Here is a 26,737-nt window from a genome sequence, read left to right on the forward strand (position 1 = left end):
CATTGTCGAAGCGAATCGAAGTCAACGACCTCAACGTCTACTACGGTGACTTCCTCGCCGTCGAGGGCGTCTCGATGCAGATCGAGCCCCGCACGGTGACCGCGTTCATCGGCCCCTCCGGCTGTGGGAAGTCCACCTTCCTCCGCACCCTGAACCGGATGCACGAGGTGATCCCGGGCGCCCACGTCAAGGGTGAGGTGCTCGTGGACGGCAACGACCTGTACGCGGCAGGCGTCGACCCCGTGCTGGTCCGCCGCCAGGTGGGCATGGTGTTCCAGCGCCCGAACCCGTTCCCGACCATGTCGATCCGTGAGAACGTCCTCGCCGGGGTGCGCCTGAACAACAAGCGCATCTCGAAGTCGGATGCCGACGACCTCGTGGAGCGCTCGCTCCGCGGCGCCAACCTCTGGAACGAGGTGAAGGACCGCCTCGCGCTCCCCGGCTCGGGTCTCTCGGGCGGCCAGCAGCAGCGTCTCTGCATCGCCCGCGCCATCGCGGTCTCCCCCGACGTGCTTCTCATGGACGAGCCCTGCTCGGCGCTCGACCCCATCTCGACCCTCGCGATCGAGGACCTCATCGAGGAGCTCAAGCAGGACTACACGATCGTCATCGTGACCCACAACATGCAGCAGGCGTCACGCGTCTCGGACCGCACCGCCTTCTTCAACATCGCGGGCACCGGCAAGCCCGGCAAGCTCATCGAGTACGACGTCACCTCGACGATCTTCTCGAACCCGGGCGTCCAGGCGACGGAGGACTACGTCTCCGGCCGCTTCGGATGAACCGCAGCCGCTGAACGACGAAGGCCCCGCATCCGTGCTGGATGCGGGGCCTTCGTCTGAAGTCGAGAGCCGGGCCGCAGAACGCCTCTCGGCGAAAGGCCGCTCGAAGCGGCTGAAATTGGAGCCCGGGGTTACTGCGACCCGACCGCCCTCTACCCTACCGTCACTCCAGCGAGCCGCCACGCCAGAGCCTGGCAGAACCCGCAAGATCCCCTGCGTACTCCTCGAACCGAGCGGCGCGAGTGGTGAGCTCGCTCCCGCGCTGCGGGTCGAGCACCTCGGCGTCGTCGGCGAGCGACGCCCAGCCCTGAGCCATGATCCGGCAGAACGCGGCGGCGCGGTCGAGGGCGACGGCGAAGTCGCCGGTGAACACGCCCCGCAGGATCCGGTCGGCGAGGTCCGTGACCTCCTTCGGGCCCGTCGGCGTCTCGGCGCCCGCCACGACCGGGTCGATCGTGCGGAGCAGGTCGGTCCCGCGGGTGAACGTGAAGCTGGTCTGCTCCGGGTCCTGACGGATGAGCGCCCGCAGCAGGTAGAGCCGCCACAGGCTCCCGGGCAGGCTCCGGGGCGCCGAGCGCGACCACAGCTCGGCGATCGCATCGATGCCGTGCTCGTCGGTGAAGGCGACGAGCCGCTGGACGATCTGCTCGTCGGGCGCCTCGCGCACGCGGTTGATCAGGGCGTTGGCGGTCTCGTGGGCCACCCGCGAGATCTGCGCCGGGTCGTCGCCGCCCTGGAAGGACTCGAACGCGCTCGAGCCGAACAGCACGGGCTTGCGGAAGTCGTCTGTCACCCGCCCAAGGCTAGGCCCTCCCCGCCCGCCCCGCTCCCGATCACGCTCCCCGCGAACCCCCTTGCCGCCGCCCGTGCGCTCCTCGATCGTGCTCGCCGCGGCTCGTGCTGGCGGCGCGGGTGGATCTGACACGCGTGGCGCCCTCCCCGCCCGGGAGCCCACCACGACCGTCAAATCCGCGCAGCATCTGACCGCGCGCCGCCCGACGCTCGACCGTCCCGCCGCGCTGGTGCCCCTGGCGCGGGCGAATCTGACACTCATGGCGCCCTCCTCGCTCGAAAGCCCATGACAACCGTCAAATCCGCGCAGCATCCGACCGCGCGCCACCCGACGCTCGAACCTCACGCCGCGCTCGAGCCCGTGCCACGGGTGGATCTGGCACTCGTGGCGGCCTCGCAGGCTGGAACCCACCACGACCGTCAAATCCGCACGTCCGGCCGTCCTCGCTCCGCACCATGTGAGCTCCGCCCCACGCTCCCACTCCGGGCCCTGGCGGACCTGACACTCGTGGCGACCTCGTCGGACAGGAGCCCACCACGACTGCCACATCCGCGTGACTGCCGACGCGCGCCGGCCGTCCTCCCTCCGCCCAGTGCGTGCGCTTTGCCGCACGCTCCCTCTCCGGGCGCGAGCGGATGTGACGCTCGTGGCGACCTCCGCGTGTGGGAGCCCACCAGGACTGTCAGATCCGCGCGGCGGGCGACCGCCGCTCGGGTACTCTGGACCCATCGGGCCTGTAGCTCAGTTGGCAGAGCATCGGACTTTTAATCCGCGGGTCGTGGGTTCGAGCCCCACCGGGCCCACCCGTCGCCGCCGCCCGCGCGAGCCTCCGGGCCACCTCGCGCGTTCAGACGCGGGCCGCGCGGCCCCAGCCCCGACCCGCCCGATGCCGTCGATGGCGCTCTAGGCTGCTCGGCATGAGCGACGTCTACCCGCACACGTTCCGCACCTCCGTCCAGGCGATCGACGCGAGTCACCCCCTCCAGACGCCCTGGCACTACGACGTCTCGATCACGGGCCCGCGCCTCGACCGCCTCGAGGCCAAGGCCGCCTTCTACGCCGACTACATCGAGTATCTCGAGCGGCGGATCGCCGCCCTCGAGGCCCGCCTCCCCGCCTGAGCGACTCCCGCGGAGCACGGGAACCCTTCGGGTCACACCCGGTCCAGTGGTACGATATCTCGTACAAGACAGGAGGAGAGCATGGCCATCACGGCGAGCGAGGCGCGCAGCGACCTCTTTGGTCTCATCGAGCGCGTGAACCTCGACCAGACGGAGATCGAGATCACGTCCAAGCGCGGATCGGCGGTGCTCATGTCGAAGGACGAATACGACGCGCTGGTCGAGACGACCTACCTCCTCCGGTCGCCCAAGAACGCTCGACGTCTTCTCGAGGCCATGGACAGCGCACGTTCCGGCGACGTCGTGGAGCACGACCTGACCCGTGAGTGAGCGCAAGCTCGCTTGGACGGCCGGTGCCTGGCAGGACTACCTCTACTGGCAGAACCAAGACCGACGTACGCTCCGCCGCATCAACCTGCTGATCGACGACGTCCTGCGGGACGATCCGTTCGACGGCATCGGCAAGCCGGAACCCCTGAAGCACGCCCTCGCCGGGGCATGGTCGCGGCGGATCGACGAGGCCAACCGTCTCGTCTACCTCGTCGACGGAGACCTCGTGGTCATCCTGCAGGCGCGGTACCACTACTGATCGCGCCCCGGCGGATGGCAGGATCGTTCGCATGAGCGAGGAGGAGACGGTCGAGCTGTGGCGGCCCACCGGTCCCGAGGAGATCGAGCTGGTCCGTGCTTCGGGCTCGCGACGGTGGCCTCCGCGGCTGCCCGACCAGCCGATCTTCTACCCCGTCCTCAACGAGGACTACGCGACGCGCATCGCCCGTGAGTGGAACGTGAAGGCCTCCGGGGTCGGCTACGTCACGCGCTTCCACGTCCGCACGGCCTTCCTCGACCGCTACGACGTGCAGCAGGTCGGCGGCGAGACCATCCTCGAGTACTGGATCCCCGCGGAGGACCTCGAGGAGATGAACGACAACATCGTCGGCCTCATCGAGGAGGTCGCGCGCTTCGACTAGGCCGCGGAGGGGTCGGGGGCGGGCTCGGGGGTGACGGTGAGGTCGCCGGCGTTGGCGCGAGAGAGCAGGTCCTGGAGCCAGGTGCGGTTGATCGGGACGGGCCGCGCGTCGTCGAAGCGGAAGCGCATCGGGATCGAGGGATGCACCCACAGCGTCTCGCGGCCGCTGCCGCGACTGGTGTCGATCGACCAGGAGAGCGAGAAGGGCTCGCGGTTGCGGATCTTCGTGACGATGACGATGCGCAGGTGCGCGAGCAGCCGATCGTCGAACTCGATCTCCGTCGCCGACGGTCCGTAGATGAGGGTGCCCAACGCTCGAGTGTGCCGCTTCCTGATCAGGAGAGGCGAGGAGACCTCTCAGGATCGGAGCCTACAAAAGGGTACTCAGCCCAGAAAATCGAGATGAGGGGCTTGACAGAAGCTAGTCCGACCCTCCGCGTCAGGTGAAGTCGCCGAGCGGGTTCGCGATCGGATCGCCGGGCATCGGCTCGGGGACGAGGCGCATGTCGCCCTTGTTCGCCGTCCTGGTGAGGGCGTCGATCCACGCCCGGTTGAGCTGCGGGGGCCGGCCGCCGAAGAAGCGGAAACGGAGCGCGATCGACGGGTCGAGCCAGATCGTCTCCCGACCGCTCCCCTGCGCGTGTTCGAGCTCCCAGGAGAGCGTGAACGACTCCCGGCGCCGGAGCTTGCCGACGATGACCACCTTCAGATGCGCGAGCAGACGATCGTCGAACTCGAGCTCGGAGCCGTCCGCCCCGTAGTACAGCACGCCCATGGACCGCCTTCCGTCCCTTCGATCCTACGCGCGCCGCCCGCCGTCACACGGCGGATCCAGGGGATCCCGGGGGATCCCAGCACGTCGGCAGGGGGCGGGCACGGTCACCGGCCGCGGATGCCCCACGACAGCGTCCACGACTCCCCCGGCGCGAGCCAGCGCAGGCCCTCCCCGGAGTTGAAGGCGTCGGCCGGCGCGGTCATCGGCTCGAGCGCGACCGCCCGGCGGCCGCCCGAGGTGGGCGGGAAGGAGCGCGGCGTGAACACCTGGACGTACCCGAAGTCGGGATCCGCCCACAGCTCGGTGACACGCCCGTCGGGCGCGGTCAGCGTCTGCACGAAGCGGCCGTCGTTCTCCGCCAGACCCGCGTAGGCGTGGTTCACGTCGAGATCGGCCACACGACGCCCGCCGGACAGGTCGGCGTCCGTTCCCGCCACACCCTCGCTGCCCGTCGGGATCTGGGCCGCGTCGACCACCAGGCGACGCTCCGCCCGCACCGTCAGCGTGCAGTCGTCGAGCGGGGTGTCACCGACCCGCAGGTACGGATGCGCGCCCACGGCGACCGGCGCCTCCGTCTCCCCGCGGTTCACGAGCGTGTGGGTGACCGTCATGCCGTCGGAGGTGAGGGCGTGCTCGACGAAGGTCTCCAGGTGGAACGGGTAGCCGTGCTGCGGGAACACGGACGCCGTCTGCAGCGAGCGATGCGCCTCCTGCTCCACGAGCCGGTACCCCGTGTTGCGGAGCAGCCCGTGGCTGGCGTTGCCGAGCGCGGGCTCCGTGATGTCGAGCTGCTGCACGGCCCCACGGTAGGTCCACCGCCCGCCGGCGATGCGGTTGGGCCACGGCACGAGGACGATCCCCGCGGCCTGCGGAGCGATCTCGTCCTCCCCGTAGTGCTCGACGAGGGCGTGCCCGTCCCGCTCCAGCATGCGGATGCCGGCGGCCAGCTCGGTGACGATCGCCCGCACCGAGTGCCCGTCGGCGTCGAGGGTCAGCAGGTACTGGGAACCGGTCGCAGCGCTCACGCGCCCCAGCCTAGCCCCGGGCTCGTCTCAGCCCGGGGCCAGCGCTCGGCCGTGGTCAGACGAGCGAGCGCTCGGCCGCGGCGACCACGTTGGCGAGGAGCATCGCCCGCGTCATCGGCCCGACGCCGCCCGGGTTCGGCGAGAGGAAACCCGCCACCTCGGCTACGGCGGGGTCGATGTCGCCCGCCAGCTTGGCCTTGCCCGACTCGGTGACGCCGACACGGGTCACGCCGACGTCGAGCACGGCCGCGCCCGGCTTCACCCAATCGGGCTTCACCAGGTGGGGCACGCCGACGGCCGCGACCACCACGTCCGCCCGCCGCACCTCGGCCGCGAGGTCGGGCGTGCGGGAGTGGGTGAGGGTGACCGTCGCATCCACGCCCTTGCGGGTGAGGAGGAGGCCGAGGGGCCGACCGACGGTGAGCCCGCGTCCGATCACCACGACGTGCTTGCCGGGGAGGGTGACCCCGTTGCGCTCGAGGAGCTGGACGATGCCCGCCGGGGTGCACGGCAGCGGCGTCTGCAGCTCGCCCTCGACCCCGAGCACCAGCTCGCCGAGGTTGGTCGGATGCAGGCCGTCGGCGTCCTTCGCGGGGTCGATGCGCAGCAGGGCGGCGTGCTCGTCGATGCCCCGGGGCAGCGGCAGCTGCACCAGGTACCCGGTGACCGCCGGATCGGCGTTCAGGGCGTCGATCGCGGCGAACACCTCGTCCTGCGTGGCGGTGGCCGGCAGGTCGACGCGGATCGACTCGATGCCGACCTCGGCCGAGTCGCGGTGCTTCCCGCCGACGTAGCTGACCGACCCCGGGTCCTCGCCGACCAGGAGGGTGCCGAGGCCCGGCACGATCCCCTGCTCGCGCAGACGGGCGACCCGCTCGGCCACCTCCGCCTTGATCGCCGCCGCGGTGGCGATCCCGTCGAGGCGAGCCGCTACCACTGCTCGAGACCGGGGTAGAGCGGGAACGCCTCCGTCAGGTTCTCGACGCGCTGGCGCAGCGCGGCGACATCCGGGTTCGGCGTCAGGGCCGCGGCGATGATGTCGGCGACCTGCGTGAACTCCTCGTCGCCGAAGCCGCGGGTGGCCAGGGCGGGCGTGCCGATGCGCAGGCCCGACGTCACCATGGGAGGACGGGGGTCGAACGGCACGGAGTTGCGGTTGACCGTGATGCCGACCTCGTGCAGCAGATCCTCGGCCTGCTTGCCGTCGAGCTCCGACTCGCGGAGGTCGGCGAGCACGAGGTGCACGTCGGTGCCACCGGTGAGCACGTCGACGCCCGCAGCGCGGGTGTCGTCGGCGGTGAGGCGCTCGGCCAGGATCTGCGCACCACGGAGGGTGCGCTCCTGGCGGTCGACGAACTCCGGCTCCGCGGCGAGCTTGAACGCCGTCGCCTTGGCGGCGATCACGTGCATGAGCGGGCCGCCCTGCTGGCCGGGGAAGACGTTGCTGTTGAGCTTCTTCGCGATGTCGGCGTCGTTGGAGAGGATGAAGCCCGACCGCGGGCCGCCGATGGTCTTGTGCACGGTCGAGGAGGTGACGTCGGCGAAGGGCACGGGAGACGGGTGCAGTCCCGCGGCCACGAGACCGGCGAAGTGGGCCATGTCGACCCAGAGCCTCGCGCCCACCTCGTCGGCGATGGCACGGAACGCGGCGAAGTCGAGCCGACGCGGGTACGCCGACCAGCCCGCGATGAGCACCTGCGGACGGTGCTCGAGCGCCTTCTCGCGCACGACGTCCATGTCGACCCGGAAGGTCTCGGGGTCGACCCCGTAGGCGACGGCGTTGTAGAGCTTGCCCGAGAAGTTCAGCTTCATGCCGTGCGTGAGGTGGCCGCCATGAGCGAGCTCGAGGCCGAGGATCGTGTCGCCGGGGTTGGCGATCGCGGAGAGCACGGCCGCGTTCGCGGAGGCGCCGGAGTGGGGCTGCACGTTGGCGAAGCCCGCACCGAAGAGGGCCTTCGCGCGGTCGATCGCCAGCTGCTCGGCGACGTCGACGTACTCGCAGCCGCCGTAGTAGCGGCGGCCGGGGTAGCCCTCGGCGTACTTGTTCGTGAGCACCGAGCCCTGGGCCTCGAGCACCGCACGGGGGACGAAGTTCTCGCTCGCGATCATCTCGAGCGTGGAGCGCTGGCGGCCGAGCTCGAGCTCGAGCACACGGGCGATCTCGGGATCGACCGACGACAGCGGATCGGTGAAGGTCGAGGGCAGGCGGTCGGACAAGGCTGGCTCCTTCGTGACAAGACGGACTTGAGTGAAGTCGGATTCCGTATCGACCCAGGCGCGCGGCCGAATCCCTGTCATCGCTCCCCGATGGTGACCATCTGAGCGCCAGTTGCGACGGTCCGAGCCTACCGCACGCTCCTGCGCTGAGACCAGGCGGTGAGCGCGGGACTGACGAAGAGCAGCCCGAACGAGACGGCGAGGCAGCCGAGGAACACCCAGGCGAGGCTGCCGAGCCCGGCGGCGTCGAGCACGATCGCGCCGACGATGGCGCCTCCGCCGATGCCCGTGTTGAACGCGGTCGAGTAGAACGCGCTGGCCTGGTCGCGGATGCCCGGGGAGGCCACATGCATGAGCTGCGTCGCGAGCAGGGTCGGCACCATCCCGAACACGACGCCCCAGAGGGTGAACGCCGCGAGCGCCGGCACGGGATCCGACGGGAACAGCGCGAGGACCGCGATCGACAGCGCCGTGAGACCGAGGCCGAGGAAGAGCCCTCGCCGCGGTCGCTTGCCGAACACCCATCCGCAGAGCAGCACGCCGACCGCACCGCCCGCGCCGTAGACGAACAGCAGCGTCCCGATCTGCGCGGTGGGCACGCCCACCATGTCGGTGAGGAAGGGCACGATGTAGGTGTAGAAGGTGTAGTTGCCGATCATCGTCACCGCGGCGAGCACGCAGACGAGCGCGATGCCCGGGATGCTGGGGTCGAACCGGTGGGTCCGCTCCGAGCGCTTCACGGGATCGGGGCGGGTGACGCGCGGCAGCAGCCACCAGATCAGCACCGCGCCGAGGAGCGCCAGCACGCCGATCCCGACGAACGGGACCCGCCATCCGAAGGCGAGGCCGACGGCGCTCGAGAGCGGTACGCCGAGCACGAAGGCGAGCGTGCCGCCGGCCGTGGTGATCGACACCGCGCGTCCCAGCTGCTCCTTCGGCACCAGGTAGGCGGAGTAGGCGCCGACCACCGACCAGAACACGCCGTGCGCCATGCCCGAGAACACGCGGACGACGAACAGCACCTCGAACGTCGGCGCGAGCGCCGCCGCGACGCTCAGGACGCCGATCGCGATGATGACGCCGACGGTCAGGGTGTGCCGCCTCACCCGGCGGAACACGAAGCTGAGCGGGACGCTCGTGACCACGACCGCGAAGGCGAACGCGCTGACCAGGAGCCCGGTCTGCGACTGGCTCACGCCGAGGTCGCTGCTCATCTCGGGCAGGAGCCCGGTGGGGATCATCTCGGCCGTCACCGAGAGGAACACCGCGGAGGCGAGCACGAGCAGGCCGCCCCAGGGGAAGGCCGGGGTCTTGGTCACGGTCGGGATGGACATCGTCCTCGTCATCGGCGCACCACGTAGTGATCTCGTGAACGGCGGACAGAGGATGCCTGGATCGGCTGCCTGGCGACCCGACGTCGCCGGCCGCGGATCGCGAGCCGACCACACGCCCTCGCACATGCCCGGGGCCGAACGGGATGGTCCGGCCACTCGATATCCTATCGGGGTGCCCTGGACGGGCAAGACGAGGAAGAGGAGCCGCGTGACGACACCGCACAACCACTGGGTTCTCACCTTCGTGTGCGCCGACCAGCCCGGCATCGTGCACGCCGTCAGCGGGGCCGTCGTCGCCTCGGGCGGCAACATCACCGAGAGCCAGCAGTTCTCCTCGGCCGACACGGGGCGCTTCTTCATGCGCCTCCAGGTGGAGACGCCCGCGACCCGGGCCGAGCTCGAGGCGGCGTTCGCTCCGGTGGTCGAGCGCTACGACCTCGACTTCCGGCTCGACGTGGTCGGGCGTCCGCTGCGCACGCTGGTGCTCGTGTCGACCGCGGCGCACTGCCTCAACGACATGCTCTTCCGCCAGCGCGCCGGCCAGCTGCCGGTCGAGATCCCCCTCGTGATGTCGAACCACGGGGTGCTCCGCGATCTCGCCGGGTTCTACGACGTTCCGTTCGAGGCGCATCCGGTGACCGACCCGGCGTCGAAGGCGGCGTTCGAGGACCGCGTGATGCGGGTCGTCGAGGAGCACGACATCGAGCTGGTGGTGCTCGCCCGGTACATGCAGATCATCTCGCCCGAGCTGTGCGAGCGCCTCGCCGGCCGCCTGATCAACATCCACCATTCATTCCTGCCCGGCTTCAAGGGCGCGAACCCGTACAAGCAGGCTCACGCGCGCGGCGTGAAGCTCATCGGCGCCACGGCCCACTTCGTCACCAGCGACCTCGACGAGGGACCGATCATCGAGCAGAACGTGGTGCGCGTCGACCACACGCGCACGCCCGCCGAGCTCGTCTCGATCGGGCAGGACGAGGAGAGCCGCACCCTCTCGACCGCCGTGAAGTGGTTCGCGGAGGACCGCGTGCTGCTCGACGGTGCGCGCACGATCATCTTCCGCTGATGGGCGTCCTCGAACCGCTGCTCCCGGAGCGCGTGGCCGCGCGGCTGCGCGCGATCACGCTCATCTCGTTCGTCTGGGACGTCGTGCGCTTCCTGGGGATCACGCTCATCACGGGATCGGCGGCGGTCGGTGTGCGTGCGACGGACGGCTCCCTCCCGCCCGTGCTGGTCACGGTGGTCGCGCTCGTCGTGGTGGCGGCCCTCTACGCGTGGGTGTTCGTGGGGCTGCACCGCCGTCGACGCTGGGCCCGCGTCGTCGGCACCGTGTTCGCCGGTGTGTCGCTCATCGCGTCGGCGATCCAGGTGGCCGACCTCGTCACCGGCGACCCCCTCTACGGCGCCACCGCGATCGTCACCCTTCTCATCGACATCGCCTTCCTCCTCACCGCCTGGCTCCCGCCCCGCCCGCCCCGCCCCTCCGCCTGAGCCCCGCCTCCGCCGCATTCGCGCCCTGAGCCCCGCCGCCGCTTTCGCGCCCTGAGCCCGCCACCGCTTTCGCGCCCTGATTGGCGTCTCGCGGGGTCAGTGGGCACGCGAAAGGTCAAAGAGGCAGCGAAACGGATGGCCTGAGCGGCGCGCTTCACCCGTCGACGACGCCGGCCACGGCTGTCTCCAGCGTTCGAGCGTCGAGCCGACCCACGATCCGGCACGCGATGCGTCCCTCCCGATCCAGCACGAGAGTCGTCGGCACCCCACCCAGTACGGTCCGTTCGGCCAGGTCGACCTGGATGCGCCCGTCATCGTCGAGCACCACCGGATAGTCGACCCCGAACCGTTCGACGAAGCCGTCGACGCCCGCGGCGGTGTCCCGAACGGCCACGCCGATGACGTCGATCCCCTCGTCGGCCAGGCGTCGAGCCGCGTCTCCGACCTCCGTCGCCTCGGCGCGGCAGGGAGCACACCATGAACCCCATAACAGGATGACGGTCCCGACCGATCCGCTCGGCGCCGTGACCTCCCGTCCGTCGACAGCGACAGCCGAGAACTCGACGGGCGAGCCGCGCTCCCCGGCCTCGAAGGTGGTCATGCTCGCTTCACCCACGACCGACGATCGCCCGGTCGCGATCTCCGCTCTTTCCGAGCACCCCGTGGCCCAGGAGGACGCCACACCGAAGGCCAGGCAGAGAATCGCGGTCACTCGCTTTCGGGATACTGACACATCCTCACTCTAGACTCAGTCGTCGGCGAGGAGGCCCTCGGAGAGGGCGCGGGCGCGGAGGGCCATCTTGCTGCTGACGTCGATGCCCGCGCGGCGGTGCTTGTCGCGGATGCGCTTCAGGTGCGAGCGCACCGTCTCGCTGCTGACGTGCAGGGCCGAGGCGACCTGCTCGACCGACCGCCCGGACCCGTAGAGGGCCATGACGCGCCGCTCCTGGTCCGAGAGCACGAGGTCGGATGCCGTCGACGCCTCGAGCGCGGCGGTCAACCGCGGCGAGAGGAACGAGCCGCCGGCGGCGGCCGTCCGGACGGCCTCGACGATCGTGCTCGCGTCCTCGCTCTTGAGCAGGTACCCCAGGGCGCCGGAGGCGAGGGCGTCCCGCACGATCGCGGGCTCCGAGTACGTGCTCATGACCACGACCGCGACGCCGGCGGTGTGCAGCGCACGGAGCTTGACCACCACCGGAAGCCCGTCGCGGAGGTCGAGGTCGAGCAGCGCGACGTCGACCGGGAAGGCCGGGTGGGCGAGCAGGTCCGGCCAGCTGGCGACCGCCGCCACGACCTCCACGTCCTCGGCCGAGGATCGCACCCATTCGCTGAGGGCGGCCAGCAGCATCCGATGATCGTCGATGATCGCGAGGCGGAGGGGTGCAGGCATCGAGGTCGACAGTAGCAACGCGCGGGCGCGCGAGGGCGGATCCGACCCGATCGGGGGGTGAGCACGATCGCACAGGCGGGTGCGCGGTCGTTATGGTCGGGATGTGGGCAACACGGACGAGGACGGCGCATCCGGTCCCCGGCCTCGGATCGGCGACATCATCGATGACGGTCAGGCCGACCGCGTAGGCATCGTCTGCGCGCAGCGGCTGGGCTTGGTGTTCGCGTCGGCCGCCGCGGCGACCGTCCTGGTGCCCGCGGTGGAGCAGCCCTCGAGGTACCTCGCCACGCTCATCGGGTTGGCCGTGATGCTCGTCGGCTTCGCCCTGCTCACCAGCAGAGCCACCTGGTGGGTCGCACTCGGGACGTATCTGGCCGGGCTGGCCACCCTCATCTCCCTCGCCTCCTTCCCCGCCTACGACTTCACCGCCGTGGCGACGGTCACGGCGGTGTCGTCGTTCGTGATCCCCTCTCTGCTGCTCGCCATTCCCGAGACCCGTCTGCTCCTCAGAGCCGCCCTCCCCGCCGCCGTGCCCGTGACCGCCACCGCGGTCATCGCCAGCGCCGGCTCGGGCCGGGCGGTCTTCGTCGCGATCGCGATCGTCGGTGGGTGGGTCGCGTGCGCCTGCGCGGGCACCTGGGTGCACCGCAGCGAGCGTCAGGCCGTCGTCGGCGTGGAGCAGCTCCGCCGCGCCTACGCCGCCGAGCGACGGTCGGTCGAGGCGGAGGCGGAGCTCCGCCACGAGGCGAGGACGATGCACGACACCGTCCTGGCTACGCTGACGCTGATCGCCCACGGCGGTCGCGGGGTACCGGCGGAGACCCTCCGCGCGCAGGCCGCCGCCGACAGCGAGCTCCTGCGTCAGCTCCGCACCTCGGGGTCGGCAGGACCGACGACCCGCGAGCCTCCGCCCGAGCCGACGGCGGAACCATCGAGGACCGGCGACGGTGCGGCACAGCCTGCCCCTCCCTCGGAGGACGGGGATGCCGCTCCCCGCTGGGTGACGCTCGCGCAGAGACACGAGGCGCTGGGGCTCGTCGTCCGGTGGCACGGCACCGGACGCCTCAACGACACCGCCGCCCACCTCGGTGATCTCGCCGCCGCGGTGTCGGAATGCCTCGAGAACGTCCGGCGGCACTCGGGGCAGCGTGACGCTGAGGTGACGTTGAGCCAGGACGACGATCACTCCAGGGCGGTCGTCACGGACCTCGGCCGTGGTTTCCTGCCCGAGGAGGTCCCCGCAGGCAGGCTGGGGCTGGCCGAGTCGGTCCGCGCCCGTCTCGACGCCGTCGACGGGACGGCTCGCGTCTTCTCCTCACCGGGTCGGGGCACGACGGTGCTGTTGGAGGTCCCCCGTTGATGAGCACCGCTAGGACGGACGCCCCGCGGGGCCCCCTCAGCAGCCACCTCGAGGTCACCCGCGCCGGGCCCACCGCGATCGGCTGGCAGCGGGCGCGCTTCCGCCTGGACCGCAGCCTCAGCGCCGGATATCTCGGCGTCGGCTTCGTGATCCTGGGGTCCCTGCTCATGGTCCGCGGACTCGCCTCGCTCGGCTGGTCGTGGTCCGACTCTCCCTGGCGAGCCCTCTCGATCGTGTCCTGGGCGATCCTCGCCGTCGTCCTGGTCGTGGTGGTGGTGTCGTCGCGCCGTCGGGCGGGGCTCGTCTCACCGACGGTGTCCGTCCTCGTCGACACGGCCGGGGTGGCCGCCGTGCTCCTCGATCTCACCGCGCTCCTCCTCGACTCCGCCTCGGGCGACAGCAGCGCGACCTTCTACCCGACCGCGACCGTGGGGTTCGGCGCGTGCCTTCTCGCCTGCCTCCCGGCTCAGCCGCTGAGCCGCTCGGCGCTCGGCGGCGTCCTCCTCGTGATCGTCGGCGCCGCCGGGGCCGCGGTGGGCTGGTTCGTCGAGCCCCTGAGCGTCCCGGTGAGCGTGAACAACCTGGTCATCGGCGCCGCGCCGGTCTTCGCCTTCATGCTGATGCTCAGCGCGACGGACGCGCGGCTCGGCGTGCTGATCGACCAGGCCGTCGCCGACAGCCTGATCCCCGCGCCGCCCACCGGGCACGGTGTGTCGGCCGCCTCCCATCTCCGCACGCTCGACGATGAAGCAGAGCGACTTCTCGACCGGGTGGCGAGCACGCCGACCGGGACGGAGATCGACCCTGCGACCGCTGCTCTCGCAGGCGAGCTCGGCGACGAGCTCCGCGCCGCGCTCAGAGCGGACCACGAGCTGAGCTGGCTGCAGATCGCGATCTCCGAGTCGGAGCGGCTCAGCGGCGCAGTCGTCCTCGACGACGAGACCGGCGCCGTGAAGCGCCTCGCGCCCGATCAGCGCAGCACGCTGCTCGCGCTGGTGTGGCTGCTGTCCGCACTCCGGTCGGCGGCGCCCTCGCCTGCGTCGTCCACAGCCCTCGGCGTTCGGGTCGAACCCGCCGCGCCGGACGACGACACCGCGCTGATCATCACGCTGTGGAGACCTGGCACACGTGCTCACTCGGTCGACAACGCCGCGTGGCCGCTCTTCACCCGGCTCGGGCGCTACACCATCGACGTGAGCGCCGATCGTGTCGCCGTCGCGGTGCACGTGCTGCTCCCCCGCCCGGCAGGCACCGCAGCCGCGTGAGGCGATGTGCCCCCGGCCCGAGCGGAGCGGTCAGAGGATGGTCCGCTGCCAGAGCGGCTTGTGCGCGTAGGCGTAGCGGTAGTAGTCCGCGTTGACCAGGCGCGACGCGGCCTCCTCGTCGACGACCACGGTCGCCTGCGGATGCAGCTGGATCGCCGAGCCGGGGATCGAGGCGCTGAGCGGGCCCTCCACCGCATCCGCCACGGCCCTGGCCTTGCCCGCGCCGAAGGCGAGCAGCACCAGACGCCGGGCGCGGAGGATGGTGCCGAGCCCCTGGGTGATGCAGTGCAGAGGCACCTCCGACGGGGAGGCGAAGAAGCGGGCGTTGTCGGCTCGCGTCTGCTCGGTCAGCGTCTTGACCCGGGTGAGGGACCCGAAGGACGAGCCGGGCTCGTTGAACCCGATGTGCCCGTCCGTGCCGATGCCGAGCAGCTGCAGGTCGATCCCGCCCGCCGCCTCTATGGCGGCCTCGTAGCGCTCGCCCGCCGTCTCGATGCCGATGGGTCGCCCGTCGGGGACGTGGACGGCCTTCGGGTCGAGCCCGAGAGGCCTGACCACCTCACGCGTGATCACCGACGCGTAGCTCTCGGGATGCGAGGCCGGCAGCCCGACGTACTCGTCCAGCGCGAACGCGCGCAACCGCCCGAGGTCGAGACCCGATCGCACCCGCTCGGCCAGCGCCCGGTACACCGGCAGCGGGGTGGATCCCGTCGCCACGCCGAGGACGGACGAGGGGTTCGAGCCGACCATCCGCTCGATGGCCTCGGCCACGAGAGCGCCCGCGACCTCGGGTGTCGGGACGATGATCACTTCAGCCACGAGACAACCCTCTCATCGCGCTGCTCTCCGAGGCTGACGACGGGATGGGAGGTCCCGGCGCCCACCAGCGCCGCCCCCACCGCGGCGGCGGGGAAGCCCGCCGGCACGACGCGCACGCGGTCGGAGAGGCCGAGCGAGGCCAGGAACGCCGAGTCGGCCGCCCAGCGTCCGAGCACCTCGCGGACGCTGTCGAGCAGCCAGTCCCCGAGAGCGCTCAGCCCGCCGCCGATCGTGACCGTGTCGACGTCGAGCGTCAGCACCAGCACGCGCACGGCGGCGGCGACGTTGTCGACGAACGAGTCCCGGATGCGCTGCGCCGCACCGTCGCCGGCCTCGGCTGCGGCGAGCAGGGAGCGGATGGGGATGGGATCGTCGGACGGCCACTGGCGGGCGATCGCCGAGCCGGAGGCCACCGTCTCGAGGCACCCACGCTGCCCGCACGGGCAGAGGACCCCCTGCGGGTCGACCGGGATGTGCCCGATCTCCCCCGCGGCACCGCGAGCGCCGCGCCACAGCCGCCCGTCGATCACGAGCCCGGCCGCCAACCCGGTGCCCAGGTTGAGGTAGGCCATCGAGCGCTCCTGCTGCCTCCCGGGGAGGAGGTGGTACGCGCCGAGGGCGGCCGCCTTGACGTCGTTCTCCACCGAGACCGGCACCCCGATGCGCTCGCTCACCCTTCCGCCGAAGTCGAGCTCGTCGACGCCCAGGTTCACCGCATGCCAGACGTGCCCCGTCGCGGTGTCGACCTGCCCGGGGATCCCCACCCCGATCGAGTCGAACGACGCGGGCTCCAGTCCCGCCTCGCTGGCGATGCGCTCGATGAGCGTGACGGCGGTGGCGACGACGGCGTCGGCGCCGAGCCCGGTCGCCGCTCGCAGACGGTGCGCGAGGGCCCCGCCGTCGTCGAGCACGACGGCGTCGGTCTTGGTGCCGCCGATGTCCAGCCCGAGCCTCATGAGTCCGTCCTCCGGTCCGAGCCGCCCATCGCGGCGACCAGGAACCCCGCCAGAGCCTCGCCGACGGCGGCCGACCCGCCGAAGGTCGCGATCTGGGCGGAGTCGTCCTCCGCCGGCCAGCCCATGTCGATGGCGACCACGGCCGGATGCTCCGCCCTGAGCCGCGCGAGCATGTCCCGGGCCTCGGGGCGACGGGCGTTGTCGCGGCCGATGAAGAGCACTCCCGCTCGAGCGTCGAGCTCGATCTCCCCCGTCGACCACGCCGCGGCGTCGACCGGGGCCAGTCGTGGATCGGCCGCCGCGAGCGCGTCGAACGGCCCCCACGGTACGTCCCCGACGGCCACGTTGGGGATCGCCTCGTGACGCACCACGACCCAGTCGTCGTGCGCCGCCAGCGTCTCCCGCAGGTCCGGAGGCAGCCGGAACGCGGCGGTGAGCGCCTCCGGGGCGAGACCGCCCGGTGCGCGCTCGTGGTCGAGCACCGCGTCCGTCGCCGCCGTCGTCGCGCGCGCGTCCGTCGCGCGGCGCAGCGCCGCGACCCGGTCGGCGGCGTCCGTCACGCGGATCGCCTCCAGCCGCCCGGTGGAGACCGCCTCGCCGATCGTGCGCGCCACCGCCCGCATCTGCTCCTCGGAGTTGCGGGTGCCGATGCAGAGCAGGTCGCACCCCGCGGCGAGCGCCCTCACCGCCGCGTCGGGGATGCCGATGTCGCCACTGGCCCCGGCCATGTCGAGCGCGTCGCTGACCACGACCCCGCGGAAGCCGAGCTCGACGCGCAGGATGCCCTGCAGGATCGGCACGGAGAAGGTCGCGGGCACACCGTCGTCGACCGAGGAGACGACGATGTGGCTCGACATCACCGCCGCCGCGCCGGCGTCGATGGAGGCCGCGAAGGGCAGGAGCTCGCGGGTGCGCAGGAGCTCGGTGCTCGCGGTGATCGTCGGCAGGGCGAGGTGCGAGTCCTGCGCGGTGTCGCCGTGCCCCGGGAAGTGCTTCACGCACGCGGCCACGCCCTGCGACTGGAGGCCCTGCACCCAGGCGACGGAGTGCCGCGCCACCAGCTCCGGGTCGGCGCCGAAGCTGCGGATCCCGATGACCGGGTTGAGCGCGTTGGAGTTGACGTCGACGTCCGGGGCGAGATCGAGGTCGATCCCGACGGCGGCCAGCTCCGCGCCGACCGACGCCCCGACGGCCCACGTCGCCTCCACGTCGTCGAGCCGGCCGAGCACCGCGTTGCCGGGGAACGGCGCCCCGCGGTCGTAGTAGAGGCGGGTGACGTCGCCGCCCTCCTCGTCGATCGCGATGACCGCCGCCGGGTTCGCGGCCCGGATCGACCTGGTGAGGGTCCGCAGCTGCTCGGGCGAGACGATGTTCTCCCCGAACAGGCACACGCCGGCGAGTCCCTCGCGGAGCATCCGCTCGACCCAGTCGGGCAGCACGCTGCCCTCGAAGCCGGGCAGGAGGGTGCCCAGCACGGTGCGCTCGTTCATCCCTTCACCGCCCCGCTGACGAGGCCGGAGGTCATGCGCCCCTGCACGATGAGGAAGAACACGATGACCGGGATGGCCATGAGCGTCGAACCGGCCATGATGGCGGCCCAGTTCGTGGTCCCGGTCTCGACCTGGAAGGTGCGCAGCCACACCGGGAGCGTCATCATCTCGGGCCGCGACATCACGACGAGCGCGAGCAGGAACTCGTTCCAGGCCTGGATGAACCCGAACACACCGGTCGCGATGAGACCCGGGGCGAGCAGCGGGAACGTGATCCGCCAGAACGCCGACGTGCGGCTGCATCCGTCGATCATGGCGGCCTCCTCCAGCTCGACGGGGACGCCGTTGACGAACCCGCGGAGCGTCCAGATCGTGAAGGGCAGGACCGTCGCGACGTAGACCAGGGTGAGCCCCGCGATGGTGTTGAGGAGGTTCCAGCCGTCGAGCACCCGGTACGTCGACACGATCATCGCCTCGGCGGGGATCATCTGGATGATCAGGATGGCCACGATGAAGCCCCGGCGGCTCCGGAAGCGGTAGCGCGTCACCGCGAGAGAGGCCAGGAAGGCGAAGACCAGCGCGATCACCACCGTCGCGACGGTGACGAGCAGCGAGTTGCCGAGCGCGGGCAGGAACGGCGCGCGCGACGGGTCGAAGAGCACGGTGCGGAAGTTCTCGAGCGTGAAGTGCACCGGGAAGAAGTTCGGGACGCTCCCGCGGATCTCGTCGTTCGGCTGGAACGCCGAGATGAGCATCCAGTAGACCGGGAAGACGGAGCACAGGAAGACCACGACGGCGACGGCCGAGAGCGCGATCGAGGTGGCACGGCGGCGGGTCACAGCTCCTCCTCCTTGAGCGTGCGGCGGACGTAGTAGAGCGAGATCGCCATCATGAGGATGACCATGATCACGGCCATCGCGCCTCCCGCCCCGTAGTCCCCCGAGCCGACGGAGGTCTGGTAGATGTACACGCCGAGCGTCGAGGTCTGCTCGCGCACCCCGCCGATCCCCTGCAGCGCGAAGATCTGCGTGAAGACGCGGAGGTCCCAGATCACCTGCAGCACCGTCACCACGATGAAGATCGACCGCAGGTAGGGGAACACCACGAGGCGGAACCGCTGCCATCCGCCCGCGCCGTCGAGCTGCGCGGCCTCGAGCACCTCGTCGGGCACCTGGGTGAGGCCGGCATAGACGGTGAACGCGACGAACGGGACCGCACCCCAGACGACGATCACGGTGGCGACGGCGAAGAAGCTGAGGGGCTCGATGAGCCAGGAGTGGCCGCCCCAGTCCGATCCGGAGAGCTGACCGACCACGTAGTTGACCACGCCGTACTGCGTGTCGAACATCCACCCCCAGACGATCACCGCGGTGAGCGCCGGCATCGCCCAGGCGAGCAGGAGTCCCACGGACACGAGGAGACGGAAGAACCGGTTCAGCCTCGTCATGAGCAGCGCGATCAGCGTGCCGAGCACCATCGTCACGGCGACGTTGACGGCGCAGAACGCGATGCTGCGGGCGAGCACCGCCCAGAACTGCGGGTCGGTGAGGATGCGCACGTAGTTCTCGAACCCGACGAACGGCGCGGGGGCGCCGAACACCTGGGCGCGGCCGAACTCCTGGAACGACATGATGAAGAGCTGGATGAGCGGCCAGCCGATCACCACGGCGAGGACGATGCAGGCGGGGACGAGCAGCGCGGCGGGGGTGAGACCCCCGGCACGGCGCCGCCGACGCGGCCGGCGGCCGGATCCGGGCAGGGTCTGCGGGACCTGCTGGACCCCTCCGGACTCGTGCTCCCGCACCAGTGTCACGGATGTGGACATGACGGACGGCTCCTCGCGTGATCCGACGAATACGATGGGATGTGCCTTCACCTCCTAGGGCGATGGCATCTGGGCCGGTGGGGGCGGTGCTGCAACACCGCCCCCACCGCGTGTGCTCTCCGGCGTCAGCCGTTCAGGATCGAGTCGATCTTCTCGTCGAGCGCCTTGGCGAGGGTGGGCACGTCGCCGCCCTGAGCGATCTGCACGAAGAAGTCCTGCAGCGCCCCCGAGGCCTCGACATCGGCCCACTTGGGCGACGCCGGGGTGAGCTTCGCGTTCGCCGCCGCGGCGGTGATCGCCTGCGCGACCTCGTCGGTCCCGATGGTGTCGGCGAGCGAGATCTTGGCGGGGACGAGTCCGTTCTCACCGAGGATGGTCTGGTACTCGTCGCTCAGCATGATCTCGAGTGCGGACTTCGCCAGGTCCGGATGGGCCGATTTCGCGGCCACGGCCACGTTCGACCCGCCGGCGAACACCTGCGCGGCGCCGCCGTCCTTCCCGGGAAGCGCGAAGACGCCGAGGTTCGACTCCTGGTCGGCGCAGCCGGGGGTCTTCGAGTCGGCCGGCGCGAGGATCGACCCCTTGATCCAGCTCGGAGCCGAGAGCATCGCGATCGAGCCCTCGCAGTACGGGATCTGGGCGTCCGCCTCGTTGCCGTCCTTCGGAGCGACCGAGGCGGTGATCATGACCTGCTGCACCTGCTCGAGGCCCTTGATCGACTCGGGGCTGGAGAAGCTGGACTTCCAGGTGTCGCCGTCCTGGACCGCGATCTCGCCGCCGTTCTCCCAGATGTAGGGAAGCGCGTTGTACCAGTCCTGACCGGGGAAGTAGATCCCCGAGACGCCGGGGTTGGCCGCCGCGAGCGTCGCTCCGTCGGCGACGTACTCGTCGAGGGTGGTCGGCGGCTGCAGGCCGGCGTTCGCGAGGAGGTCCTTCTTGTAGAAGACCACGCGCGACCCCGAGTAGTAGGGAGCGGCGTAGAAGGTGCCGTCGTAGGTCCCCGCCTCGACGAAGCCGGGGAGCAGGTCGTCCCCGCCCAGGGCGTCGTACTCGTCGTCGAGCGGCAGGAACGCGCCGGCCGACGTGAAGGCGGCGGCCTGGGTGTTGCCCACCTCGACCACGTCCGGGCTGTCCGACCCGGACAGGCTCGTCGTGAGCTTGTCGACGAGGCCCGTCCAGGACTGCTCCTCGATGGTGAGGGTCGAGCCCGGGTGCTCCGACTCGAACGTGGTCTTCAGGTAGTCGCGCGCTTCGTCCGGGGTGTCGGTGCCGACGAGCCAGACGCGGATGTTCGCGCCCTCCGCGTCGGACGATCCCGATCCCGAGCTGCTTGCGCAGCCCGCGAGCGCCAGCGCCGCCGAGACGCCGATGGCGGCGACGGCGAGTGCCTTCTTCCTCATGGTGTTCACCTTTCCTAGGGCGATGGATGTGTCGTGATGCGTGCCAGCTGGGATCTGGCGCTCGGTGCGAGGGTCGCCGTCAGGAGACCCCGAGTTGCCCGGAGAGCACCATGACCGCGGCCCCGCGCAGGACGATGTCCTGACCCAGGGTCGACATCCGCAGCGACAGATCGCCGTGGAACTCCGACATGGTGCGACTCCGGATGGTCTCGAGCGCGGCCGCGGCGAGCGGCCCGTCGAGAAGTCCGGTGGGACCGGCGAGGATGACCTCGCCGAGGTCGAGGGCGCCGACGACGGGGGCCAGCGCGATGCCGAGCCGCTCCCCCGCCTGCTCGAGGATGCGGTCGCGGGCCTCCGCGGGAGCGCCGGTCAGCGCCCGCTCGAGACGCGGGATGCTGAGCCACGTCTCGAGGCAGCCCCGCTTGCCGCAGGCGCACACGTCGCCTCCGTCGGTGCCGACGACGACGTGGCCGATCTCCCCCGCGGCGAACCGGCTGCCGTACATCGGGCGGCCGTCGAGGAGCAGGCCCGCGCCCACGCCGTGGCCGATCTTGATCAGCATGGCGTCGGCCGAGGCGCCGCCGAACCCGTGCTCGGCGAGGATGGCCGCGTTCGCGTCGTTGGCGACGACGACGGGCACGCCGAAGCGGTCGTGGAGGGTCTCCTGCAGGGGCACCCCGGTCCAGCCGAGGTTGGGGGCGGACAGGACGACTCCCCCGAGGTCGACGACACCCGGCGATCCGACGCCGAGGCCCAGGATCGGCGTCGGTCCGGCGTGCTCGACGAGACGGGCGACGAGGGTGAGGACCCGCTCGATCGCCGCGTCTCCCGTGCTGCCTTCCAGCGCGACCTCCTCCCGGGCCAGGAGGCGGCCGTCGAGGTCGAGCACCGCCCCCGAGAAGCCCGAGTGCTCGGAGAGGTCGAGCCCGAGGATGACGAAGGCGTCGCGTCGGAGGTCGAGCAGAGTCGCCGGCTTGCCGGGACGCGACTCCTCGCGCTGGCCGAGCTCCTCGAGCAGCCCGTCCGCGATGAGCTCCGCGACGAGGTCGGAGACGGTCACCCGGGTCAGTCCGGTCGTCCGGGCGATGTCGGCGCGGCTGCACGGACCCGACCGGTACAGCGTCTGCAGCACCAGCGACCGGTTGTGGCCCCGCGCATGCTCCGGGAGCAGCTTGGCCTTCGGCCTCAGGGCCCTGGTGGGTGCGAAGCTCCTGGCCGACGTCGACGCGACGTCCATGCGGGAAGGGCTTCGCTGCACTTCCGATGCAGACATGTTTGTTAGTGAAGCTTACGAACAATCGTCCGTCAAGACTTCGGGCCGATTTGGTTCGCACCCTTTACAAACCCGTAACAATGATCTGCGGCCTCGTCCCGGCCGCCGCCAGCCACGACCTCGAGCACCTAGAGTTGTAGGGTGTCCACGCAGTCTCCTGCCCACCCGAGGGTCCGCGCCAATGATGTGGTGCGGTTGCTCGTCGAGCTCTTCGCCCTCTTCTCGTTCGGCTTCTGGGGCTTCGTGGCCTGGCCCCTGCCGTGGAACATCGTGTTCGGCATCGCCACCCCGCTCTTCGCCCTCCTCGTATGGGCGCTCTTCCGTTCACCGAAGGCGGTCGTGAGGCTCGACGCCTTCGGCAAGGGCCTGGTCGAGATCGCGATCATGGGCGCAGCCGCGCTGGTGTGGCTGACGATGGGCCAGTGGATCATCGCCCTCGTGTTCGGCGTCGTGGCGACGGTCAGCGGAGTGATCCAGGGGCGCCGGGAGCTCGAGTGAGCCTCCTCGTCCACGGCGCACGCAAGCTCGATGCCGACGGCGTCGTGGACGGGTTCTGGCTGCTCGGCGGGCCCGAGGGCATCCTCGAGGTCGGGACCGGTGAGGGCTGGCGAGCGCGGTCCGCCGAGGTCGACACCGTCGCCGACGCGCAGGGCGCCTGGCTGACACCGGGCTTCCTCGACCTCCACTGCCACGGCGCAGGCGGCTCGTCGTTCGACGACGGCGCGGACGCGATCCGGTCCGGCCTCGCCGTACATCGGGCGCACGGCACCACGCGATCGGTCGTCTCTCTGGTGAGCGCGCCCCTGCCGACCCTCGCCGACTCGCTCTCGACCGTGGCGGACCTGTGCGGCGCCGATCCGCTCGTGATCGGGGCGCATCTCGAGGGTCCGTTCCTCTCGCCCGATCGGCGGGGAGCGCACGATCCGGCGGCTCTGCGATCCCCGACGCCGCTCGCCGTCGCCGAGTTGCTGGAGGCCGCCGACGGCCACCTCACCCAGATCACGATCGCACCCGAGCTGCCCGGCGCTCCGACCGCCATCGAGGCGTTCGCCGCGGAGGGTGTGATCGTCGCCGTGGGGCACACCGATGCCGATCTGCGCGCGACCCGAGACGCCTTCGATCGCGGTGCCAGGCTGGTGACCCACGCCTTCAACGCGATGCCCGGGATCCACCACCGCTCCCCCGGCCCGCTGCCCGCCGCCTTCGACGACGAGCGGGTCGTGCTCGAGCTCATCGTCGACGGGCTGCACGTCGATCCCGCGGTGGTGCAGCTCGCCTTCCGCGCGGCGCCCGGCCGGGTCGCGATGGTGACGGATGCGATGGCGGCGGCAGGCGCCTCCGACGGCCACTACCACCTGGGCTCGCGAGACGTCGACGTCCGCGAGGGCCGCGCCGTGCTCGAGGGCACCGACACCCTCGCGGGATCGACGCTCACGCAGGACGCCGCGCTGCGCATCGCGGTCACCGAGTGCGGCATCGAGCCCGTCGAGGCGATCCGCGCCCTCACCCGGACTCCGGCGACGGTGCTCCGCCGTCACGACCTCGGCCTCCTCCGGCCCGGATGCGCGGCCGACGTCGTGCTCCTCAGCCCCGGATTCGAGGTGCGCGGGGTGGCGGCGGACGGCGTCTGGCTCACTCCTCCCACCCAGGGAATTTCTGGCACTCTCCAACGTTGACTGCTAACATCTGAAGCATTGAGTCAAGGTGACTCAACTATCAGAAGGGAGTCAGTGATCATGGCCATGAACTTCGACCCGTTCCGCGAGCTCGACCGCGTCGCATCCGGCCTCTTCGAGAGCCGGCAGGGACCGCGCGTCATGCCGATGGACCTCTACCGCCAGGGTGAGACCTACGTCCTCACCGCCGACCTCCCGGGCATCGACCCGGGCTCGATCGACGTCGACGTCGACGGGCAGCTGCTGACCATCCGGGCCGAGCGCACCCTCCGGGGCGCCGAGGGTGTGAAGTGGATCACCCGCGAGCGCAGCGGCGGCTCGTTCCTCCGCCAGCTCAGCCTGGGCGACGGCCTCGACGTCGAGCGCATCAGCGCGTCGTACGAGAACGGCGTCCTCTCGGTCGTGATCCCGGTGTCCGAGCGCGCGAAGCCGCGCAAGATCGCCGTGGAGCACGTCACCACCGACGGCGCCTCCGAGGGCCAGCAGCTCTCCGCATCCGCGAGCTGATCGCAGCGGGCGGGCGCTCTGCGCGCCTGCCCGACGATCGCCGAACAGCGAGAAGGCGCCCCTCCGAACGGATCGGAGGGGCGCCTTCTCGCTGTTCGAGACGACCGCTGAGGGTCAGCCCTCGATGCGGGTCTTGAGGTTCTCGGCCAGCGTCGCGAGGAACTCCTCGGTGGTCTGGTACTCCTGCTCGGGGCCAACGAGGAGGGCGAGGTCCTTCGTCATCTTCCCGCTCTCGACCGTCTTGATGACGACGTCCTCGAGGGTCGACGCGAAGTCGATGAGCTCCTGGTTTCCGTCGAGCTTGCCACGGTGCTGCAGACCGCGGGTCCAGGCGAAGATCGAGGCGATCGGGTTGGTCGACGTGGGCTTGCCCGCCTGGTGCTGACGGTAGTGGCGGGTGACGGTGCCGTGAGCAGCCTCGGCCTCGACGATGGAGCCGTCGGGGGTGGTGAGCACGGAGGTCATGAGACCGAGCGAGCCGAACCCCTGCGCCACGGTGTCGCTCTGGACGTCGCCGTCGTAGTTCTTGCACGCCCAGACGTAGCCGCCCTCCCACTTGAGCGAGGACGCGACCATGTCGTCGATGAGCCGGTGCTCGTAGGTCAGGCCGCGGGCCTCGAACTCGGCGCGGAACTCGTCCTCGAAGACCTCGGCGAAGAGGTCCTTGAACCGGCCGTCGTAGGCCTTGAGGATGGTGTTCTTCGTCGACAGGTAGACCGGGTAGTTGCGGGCGAGGCCGTAGTTGAGCGACGCGCGGGCGAAGTCGCGGATCGACTCGTCGAGGTTGTACATGCCCATCGCGACACCGCTGCCGGGCGACTCGAACACCTCGAACGACTGGGGCTCGGAGCCGTCCTTCGGCGTGAACGTCAGGGTCAGCGTGCCCTCGCCCTCGAAGCGGAAGTCGGTGGCGCGGTACTGGTCGCCGAACGCGTGACGACCGACGATGATCGGCTTGTTCCAGCCCGGCACCAGACGCGGGATGTTGGAGATGATGATCGGCTCGCGGAAGATGACGCCGCCCAGGATGTTGCGGATGGTGCCGTTCGGCGAGCGCCACATCTTCTTGAGACCGAACTCCTCGACGCGCGCCTCGTCGGGCGTGATCGTCGCGCACTTGACGCCGACGCCGTGCTTCTTGATCGCGTTCGCGGCGTCGATGGTGATCTGGTCGTCGGTCTCGTCGCGCTTCTCGATGCCGAGGTCGTAGTACTCGAGGTTCACGTCGAGGTACGGGTGGATCAGAGTGTCCTTGATGGACTGCCAGATGATTCGCGTCATCTCGTCGCCGTCGAGCTCGACGACGGTGCCCTCAACCTTGATCTTCGACAATTCAGCTCCTCTAGCACGCGCGGAAAACAGCGTTCTCCAGTGTACTCGCCCTGGCAGATGTCTCGACGTCGAGAGACCTCCTCGCCAGCGGGCACCCCCTGGCACTAGCCTGTCCTCATGAGTGAACTCGTGCTCGAGGAGCTGTCAGCCACGAACATCGTCGCCGCGAACACGCTCACCCTGAAGCCCGGCCAGGAGCAGTTCGTCGCTCCCGTCTCGCACTCGATCGCCGAGGCCTACGTCAACCCGAACAGCGCCTGGCCCCGTGTGGTGCGCGACGGGGAGGATGTCGTGGGCTTCATCATGGCCAACTTCGACGCTGAGAGCCCTCAGGAGGAGTTCCGCTGCTGCATCTGGCGGCTGAACATCGCGGCCTCGGCCCAGGGGCACGGTGTCGGCCGCTTCGCCGTCGAGTCCGTCGCCGACGAGGCCCGGCGCCGCGGCTTCGAGCGCCTCACCGTCATCTTCGAGCCCGGCGAGTCCGGGCCCGAGCGGTTCTTCTACCACGTGGGCTTCACGTCCGTCGGCGAGACCGAGTACGGCGAGACGATCGCCGCGCTGGCCCTCTGAACGAGTCGGCGGGCGACGCCCTCTCCGACCCCGACTCCTTCGTCGGGGCGGTGCTCGAGGTCGTCGACTCCATCCCGCCGGGTCGTGTGCTCGCCTACGGCGACGTCGCCGCACTGCTCGGCAGCCGCGCCGCGCGTGCCGTCGGATCGATCATGCGGATGTACGGCGAGGGCCACCCGTGGTGGCGCGTCGTGCGGTCCGGCGGCCTGCCGCCGACCGGGCACGAGAGCAGCGCCCGCGAGCACTACGAGCGCGAGGGCACACCGCTCCGAGCGCTCTCGCGGGAACCGTGGTACTCGATCGACTACGCTTCTGCCAGGTGGCAGCCGGTGCACCCCGAGTCGTCGCCTGGATCATGAGAGGACC

Annotated in this window: 31 protein-coding genes, 1 tRNA gene and 1 riboswitch; of the genes, 15 read left to right on the forward strand and 17 right to left on the reverse strand. The window is 70.7% G+C overall.

Annotation, left to right across the window (positions count from 1 at the left end):
• The first annotated feature begins 2 nt into the window (after window positions 1–2).
• Window positions 3–782 carry a phosphate ABC transporter ATP-binding protein PstB gene (gene pstB / locus IEX69_RS18555; protein ID WP_085018836.1) on the forward strand — a complete coding sequence of 260 codons (780 nt, stop codon included), beginning with the start codon at window positions 3–5 and terminating at the stop codon, window positions 780–782.
• A 163-nt stretch (window positions 783–945) separates the two neighbouring features.
• On the opposite strand, the gene IEX69_RS18560 is transcribed toward pstB, so the two are convergent.
• Entirely contained in the window at window positions 946–1,575 is a 630-nt protein-coding gene (locus IEX69_RS18560; RefSeq protein WP_085018835.1) for a DNA-directed RNA polymerase subunit beta, read from the reverse strand.
• Between the two features lie 730 nt (window positions 1,576–2,305).
• Here IEX69_RS18560 and IEX69_RS18565 point away from each other — a divergent pair.
• From IEX69_RS18565 to IEX69_RS18585, 5 genes are all read left to right on the forward strand, one after another.
• Window positions 2,306–2,378: transfer RNA gene (locus IEX69_RS18565), tRNA-Lys, on the forward strand.
• A 114-nt stretch (window positions 2,379–2,492) separates the two neighbouring features.
• A complete protein-coding gene (locus IEX69_RS18570; RefSeq protein ID WP_085018834.1) occupies window positions 2,493–2,696 on the forward strand; it encodes a hypothetical protein in 204 nt (67 codons plus the stop codon).
• Between the two features lie 81 nt (window positions 2,697–2,777).
• Entirely contained in the window at window positions 2,778–3,026 is a 249-nt protein-coding gene (locus IEX69_RS18575; RefSeq protein ID WP_085018833.1) for a type II toxin-antitoxin system Phd/YefM family antitoxin, read from the forward strand.
• Window positions 3,019–3,285 (forward strand): Txe/YoeB family addiction module toxin, encoded by a 267-nt coding sequence (locus IEX69_RS18580; protein ID WP_085018832.1) that lies wholly within the window; start codon window positions 3,019–3,021, stop codon window positions 3,283–3,285. Before IEX69_RS18575 ends, IEX69_RS18580 begins: the two co-directional genes overlap by 8 nt.
• A gap of 31 nt (window positions 3,286–3,316) precedes the next feature.
• Window positions 3,317–3,667 carry a hypothetical protein gene (locus IEX69_RS18585; RefSeq protein WP_085018831.1) on the forward strand — a complete coding sequence of 117 codons (351 nt, stop codon included), beginning with the start codon at window positions 3,317–3,319 and terminating at the stop codon, window positions 3,665–3,667.
• On the opposite strand, the gene IEX69_RS18590 is transcribed toward IEX69_RS18585, so the two are convergent.
• The 6 genes from IEX69_RS18590 to IEX69_RS18615 all read right to left on the reverse strand — a co-directional run bounded on the left by IEX69_RS18590 (window position 3,664) and on the right by IEX69_RS18615 (window position 9,017).
• Entirely contained in the window at window positions 3,664–3,978 is a 315-nt protein-coding gene (locus IEX69_RS18590) for a DUF7882 family protein (RefSeq protein WP_085018830.1), read from the reverse strand. The two genes, IEX69_RS18585 and IEX69_RS18590, sit on opposite strands and share 4 nt — an antisense overlap.
• 127 nt (window positions 3,979–4,105) lie before the next feature.
• Complete coding sequence (locus tag IEX69_RS18595) at window positions 4,106–4,441, reverse strand: DUF7882 family protein (protein WP_085018829.1); 336 nt, start codon at window positions 4,439–4,441, stop codon at window positions 4,106–4,108.
• 104 nt (window positions 4,442–4,545) lie between these two features.
• Window positions 4,546–5,466 (reverse strand): aldose 1-epimerase family protein, encoded by a 921-nt coding sequence (locus IEX69_RS18600; RefSeq protein WP_229756458.1) that lies wholly within the window; start codon window positions 5,464–5,466, stop codon window positions 4,546–4,548.
• A gap of 55 nt (window positions 5,467–5,521) precedes the next feature.
• Window positions 5,522–6,403, reverse strand: a complete 882-nt coding sequence (locus IEX69_RS18605) for a bifunctional methylenetetrahydrofolate dehydrogenase/methenyltetrahydrofolate cyclohydrolase (RefSeq protein WP_085018828.1) — start codon at window positions 6,401–6,403, stop codon at window positions 5,522–5,524.
• Window positions 6,397–7,683 (reverse strand): serine hydroxymethyltransferase, encoded by a 1,287-nt coding sequence (glyA, locus tag IEX69_RS18610; protein ID WP_276328903.1) that lies wholly within the window; start codon window positions 7,681–7,683, stop codon window positions 6,397–6,399. Before glyA ends, IEX69_RS18605 begins: the two co-directional genes overlap by 7 nt.
• A gap of 45 nt (window positions 7,684–7,728) precedes the next feature.
• A riboswitch (ZMP/ZTP riboswitch) is annotated at window positions 7,729–7,809 on the reverse strand.
• Window positions 7,810–7,811: 2 nt separating this feature from the next.
• Window positions 7,812–9,017, reverse strand: coding sequence for an MFS transporter (locus IEX69_RS18615; RefSeq protein WP_157127102.1), 1,206 nt, complete (start codon window positions 9,015–9,017; stop codon window positions 7,812–7,814).
• A 208-nt stretch (window positions 9,018–9,225) separates the two neighbouring features.
• Between IEX69_RS18615 and purU the strand changes: the two genes are divergently transcribed.
• Together purU and IEX69_RS18625 are read left to right on the forward strand one after the other, a co-directional pair.
• The gene (gene purU, locus IEX69_RS18620) at window positions 9,226–10,083 is read left to right on the forward strand and encodes a formyltetrahydrofolate deformylase (RefSeq protein ID WP_229756459.1); all 858 of its coding nucleotides are present in this window, start codon (window positions 9,226–9,228) and stop codon (window positions 10,081–10,083) included.
• A complete protein-coding gene (locus tag IEX69_RS18625) occupies window positions 10,083–10,508 on the forward strand; it encodes a hypothetical protein (protein ID WP_085018825.1) in 426 nt (141 codons plus the stop codon). Before purU ends, IEX69_RS18625 begins: the two co-directional genes overlap by 1 nt.
• Window positions 10,509–10,662: 154 nt before the next feature.
• On the opposite strand, the gene IEX69_RS18630 is transcribed toward IEX69_RS18625, so the two are convergent.
• Both IEX69_RS18630 and IEX69_RS18635 read right to left on the reverse strand, forming a co-directional pair.
• A complete protein-coding gene (locus IEX69_RS18630; RefSeq protein ID WP_157127101.1) occupies window positions 10,663–11,109 on the reverse strand; it encodes a TlpA family protein disulfide reductase in 447 nt (148 codons plus the stop codon).
• A gap of 147 nt (window positions 11,110–11,256) precedes the next feature.
• Window positions 11,257–11,898, reverse strand: coding sequence for a response regulator transcription factor (locus tag IEX69_RS18635; RefSeq protein ID WP_085018823.1), 642 nt, complete (start codon window positions 11,896–11,898; stop codon window positions 11,257–11,259).
• A gap of 103 nt (window positions 11,899–12,001) precedes the next feature.
• Here IEX69_RS18635 and IEX69_RS18640 point away from each other — a divergent pair, with 103 nt between their 5' ends.
• Both IEX69_RS18640 and IEX69_RS18645 read left to right on the forward strand, forming a co-directional pair.
• Window positions 12,002–13,258 carry a sensor histidine kinase gene (locus IEX69_RS18640; protein WP_085018822.1) on the forward strand — a complete coding sequence of 419 codons (1,257 nt, stop codon included), beginning with the start codon at window positions 12,002–12,004 and terminating at the stop codon, window positions 13,256–13,258.
• Window positions 13,258–14,523: a hypothetical protein gene (locus tag IEX69_RS18645; protein WP_085018821.1), complete on the forward strand. Its 1,266-nt coding sequence runs from the start codon at window positions 13,258–13,260 to the stop codon at window positions 14,521–14,523. The genes IEX69_RS18640 and IEX69_RS18645 overlap by 1 nt, the downstream gene beginning before the upstream one ends.
• Before the next feature lie 30 nt (window positions 14,524–14,553).
• Here the strand turns inward: IEX69_RS18645 and IEX69_RS18650 are convergent, their stop codons facing one another.
• The 7 genes from IEX69_RS18650 to IEX69_RS18680 form a co-directional block, all read right to left on the reverse strand.
• On the reverse strand, window positions 14,554–15,342 hold the full coding sequence (locus IEX69_RS18650; protein WP_085018820.1) for a glucosamine-6-phosphate deaminase: 789 nt from the start codon (window positions 15,340–15,342) through the stop codon (window positions 14,554–14,556).
• A complete protein-coding gene (locus tag IEX69_RS18655; protein WP_085018819.1) occupies window positions 15,330–16,298 on the reverse strand; it encodes an ROK family protein in 969 nt (322 codons plus the stop codon). Before IEX69_RS18655 ends, IEX69_RS18650 begins: the two co-directional genes overlap by 13 nt.
• A complete protein-coding gene (nagZ, locus tag IEX69_RS18660) occupies window positions 16,295–17,788 on the reverse strand; it encodes a beta-N-acetylhexosaminidase (protein ID WP_085018818.1) in 1,494 nt (497 codons plus the stop codon). The genes IEX69_RS18655 and nagZ overlap by 4 nt, the downstream gene beginning before the upstream one ends.
• Entirely contained in the window at window positions 17,785–18,627 is an 843-nt protein-coding gene (locus IEX69_RS18665; RefSeq protein ID WP_229756460.1) for a carbohydrate ABC transporter permease, read from the reverse strand. The genes nagZ and IEX69_RS18665 overlap by 4 nt, the downstream gene beginning before the upstream one ends.
• Complete coding sequence (locus IEX69_RS18670; protein WP_085018817.1) at window positions 18,624–19,613, reverse strand: carbohydrate ABC transporter permease; 990 nt, start codon at window positions 19,611–19,613, stop codon at window positions 18,624–18,626. Before IEX69_RS18670 ends, IEX69_RS18665 begins: the two co-directional genes overlap by 4 nt.
• Before the next feature lie 125 nt (window positions 19,614–19,738).
• Entirely contained in the window at window positions 19,739–21,013 is a 1,275-nt protein-coding gene (locus IEX69_RS18675; protein WP_085021352.1) for an extracellular solute-binding protein, read from the reverse strand.
• A 79-nt stretch (window positions 21,014–21,092) separates the two neighbouring features.
• On the reverse strand, window positions 21,093–22,286 hold the full coding sequence (locus IEX69_RS18680; RefSeq protein ID WP_085018816.1) for an ROK family transcriptional regulator: 1,194 nt from the start codon (window positions 22,284–22,286) through the stop codon (window positions 21,093–21,095).
• Window positions 22,287–22,427: 141 nt separating this feature from the next.
• On the opposite strand from IEX69_RS18680, the gene IEX69_RS18685 reads away from it, so the two are divergent.
• The 3 genes from IEX69_RS18685 to IEX69_RS18695 are packed head-to-tail and all read left to right on the forward strand — an operon-like array spanning window position 22,428 to window position 24,469.
• Complete coding sequence (locus tag IEX69_RS18685) at window positions 22,428–22,784, forward strand: YrdB family protein (RefSeq protein ID WP_085018815.1); 357 nt, start codon at window positions 22,428–22,430, stop codon at window positions 22,782–22,784.
• Window positions 22,781–23,962: an N-acetylglucosamine-6-phosphate deacetylase gene (nagA, locus tag IEX69_RS18690; protein WP_085018814.1), complete on the forward strand. Its 1,182-nt coding sequence runs from the start codon at window positions 22,781–22,783 to the stop codon at window positions 23,960–23,962. Before IEX69_RS18685 ends, nagA begins: the two co-directional genes overlap by 4 nt.
• A gap of 60 nt (window positions 23,963–24,022) precedes the next feature.
• Entirely contained in the window at window positions 24,023–24,469 is a 447-nt protein-coding gene (locus tag IEX69_RS18695) for an Hsp20/alpha crystallin family protein (protein ID WP_085021351.1), read from the forward strand.
• Window positions 24,470–24,583: 114 nt separating this feature from the next.
• Here IEX69_RS18695 and IEX69_RS18700 read toward each other — a convergent pair whose 3' ends face one another.
• Window positions 24,584–25,801 (reverse strand): NADP-dependent isocitrate dehydrogenase, encoded by a 1,218-nt coding sequence (locus tag IEX69_RS18700; RefSeq protein WP_085018813.1) that lies wholly within the window; start codon window positions 25,799–25,801, stop codon window positions 24,584–24,586.
• Between the two features lie 117 nt (window positions 25,802–25,918).
• Between IEX69_RS18700 and IEX69_RS18705 the strand changes: the two genes are divergently transcribed.
• Together IEX69_RS18705 and IEX69_RS18710 are read left to right on the forward strand one after the other, a co-directional pair.
• Complete coding sequence (locus IEX69_RS18705) at window positions 25,919–26,371, forward strand: GNAT family N-acetyltransferase (protein WP_085018812.1); 453 nt, start codon at window positions 25,919–25,921, stop codon at window positions 26,369–26,371.
• Window positions 26,372–26,421: 50 nt separating this feature from the next.
• The gene (locus tag IEX69_RS18710) at window positions 26,422–26,730 is read left to right on the forward strand and encodes an MGMT family protein (RefSeq protein ID WP_229756461.1); all 309 of its coding nucleotides are present in this window, start codon (window positions 26,422–26,424) and stop codon (window positions 26,728–26,730) included.
• Window positions 26,731–26,737 lie beyond the last annotated feature (7 nt).

Source organism: Cnuibacter physcomitrellae, from assembly GCF_014640535.1.
In the GTDB taxonomy this organism is placed as follows: Bacteria; Actinomycetota; Actinomycetes; order Actinomycetales; family Microbacteriaceae; genus Cnuibacter; species Cnuibacter physcomitrellae.

What these genes read in the sequence shown, in the direction of transcription:
- IEX69_RS18635 (WP_085018823.1), bottom strand. Translation starts at nt 11,898, where the DNA reads ATGCCTGCACCCCTCCGCCTCGCGATCATCGACGATCATCGGATGCTG.
- IEX69_RS18570 (WP_085018834.1), top strand. Translation starts at nt 2,493, where the DNA reads ATGAGCGACGTCTACCCGCACACGTTCCGCACCTCCGTCCAGGCGATC.
- IEX69_RS18680 (WP_085018816.1), bottom strand. Translation starts at nt 22,286, where the DNA reads ATGTCTGCATCGGAAGTGCAGCGAAGCCCTTCCCGCATGGACGTCGCG.
- IEX69_RS18595 (WP_085018829.1), bottom strand. Translation starts at nt 4,441, where the DNA reads ATGGGCGTGCTGTACTACGGGGCGGACGGCTCCGAGCTCGAGTTCGAC.
- IEX69_RS18645 (WP_085018821.1), top strand. Translation starts at nt 13,258, where the DNA reads ATGAGCACCGCTAGGACGGACGCCCCGCGGGGCCCCCTCAGCAGCCAC.
- IEX69_RS18585 (WP_085018831.1), top strand. Translation starts at nt 3,317, where the DNA reads ATGAGCGAGGAGGAGACGGTCGAGCTGTGGCGGCCCACCGGTCCCGAG.
- IEX69_RS18705 (WP_085018812.1), top strand. Translation starts at nt 25,919, where the DNA reads ATGAGTGAACTCGTGCTCGAGGAGCTGTCAGCCACGAACATCGTCGCC.
- IEX69_RS18675 (WP_085021352.1), bottom strand. Translation starts at nt 21,013, where the DNA reads ATGAGGAAGAAGGCACTCGCCGTCGCCGCCATCGGCGTCTCGGCGGCG.
- nagZ (WP_085018818.1), bottom strand. Translation starts at nt 17,788, where the DNA reads ATGAACGAGCGCACCGTGCTGGGCACCCTCCTGCCCGGCTTCGAGGGC.
- IEX69_RS18655 (WP_085018819.1), bottom strand. Translation starts at nt 16,298, where the DNA reads ATGAGGCTCGGGCTGGACATCGGCGGCACCAAGACCGACGCCGTCGTG.
- IEX69_RS18575 (WP_085018833.1), top strand. Translation starts at nt 2,778, where the DNA reads ATGGCCATCACGGCGAGCGAGGCGCGCAGCGACCTCTTTGGTCTCATC.
- IEX69_RS18630 (WP_157127101.1), bottom strand. Translation starts at nt 11,109, where the DNA reads ATGACCACCTTCGAGGCCGGGGAGCGCGGCTCGCCCGTCGAGTTCTCG.
- IEX69_RS18625 (WP_085018825.1), top strand. Translation starts at nt 10,083, where the DNA reads ATGGGCGTCCTCGAACCGCTGCTCCCGGAGCGCGTGGCCGCGCGGCTG.
- IEX69_RS18670 (WP_085018817.1), bottom strand. Translation starts at nt 19,613, where the DNA reads ATGTCCACATCCGTGACACTGGTGCGGGAGCACGAGTCCGGAGGGGTC.
- IEX69_RS18615 (WP_157127102.1), bottom strand. Translation starts at nt 9,017, where the DNA reads ATGTCCATCCCGACCGTGACCAAGACCCCGGCCTTCCCCTGGGGCGGC.
- IEX69_RS18695 (WP_085021351.1), top strand. Translation starts at nt 24,023, where the DNA reads ATGGCCATGAACTTCGACCCGTTCCGCGAGCTCGACCGCGTCGCATCC.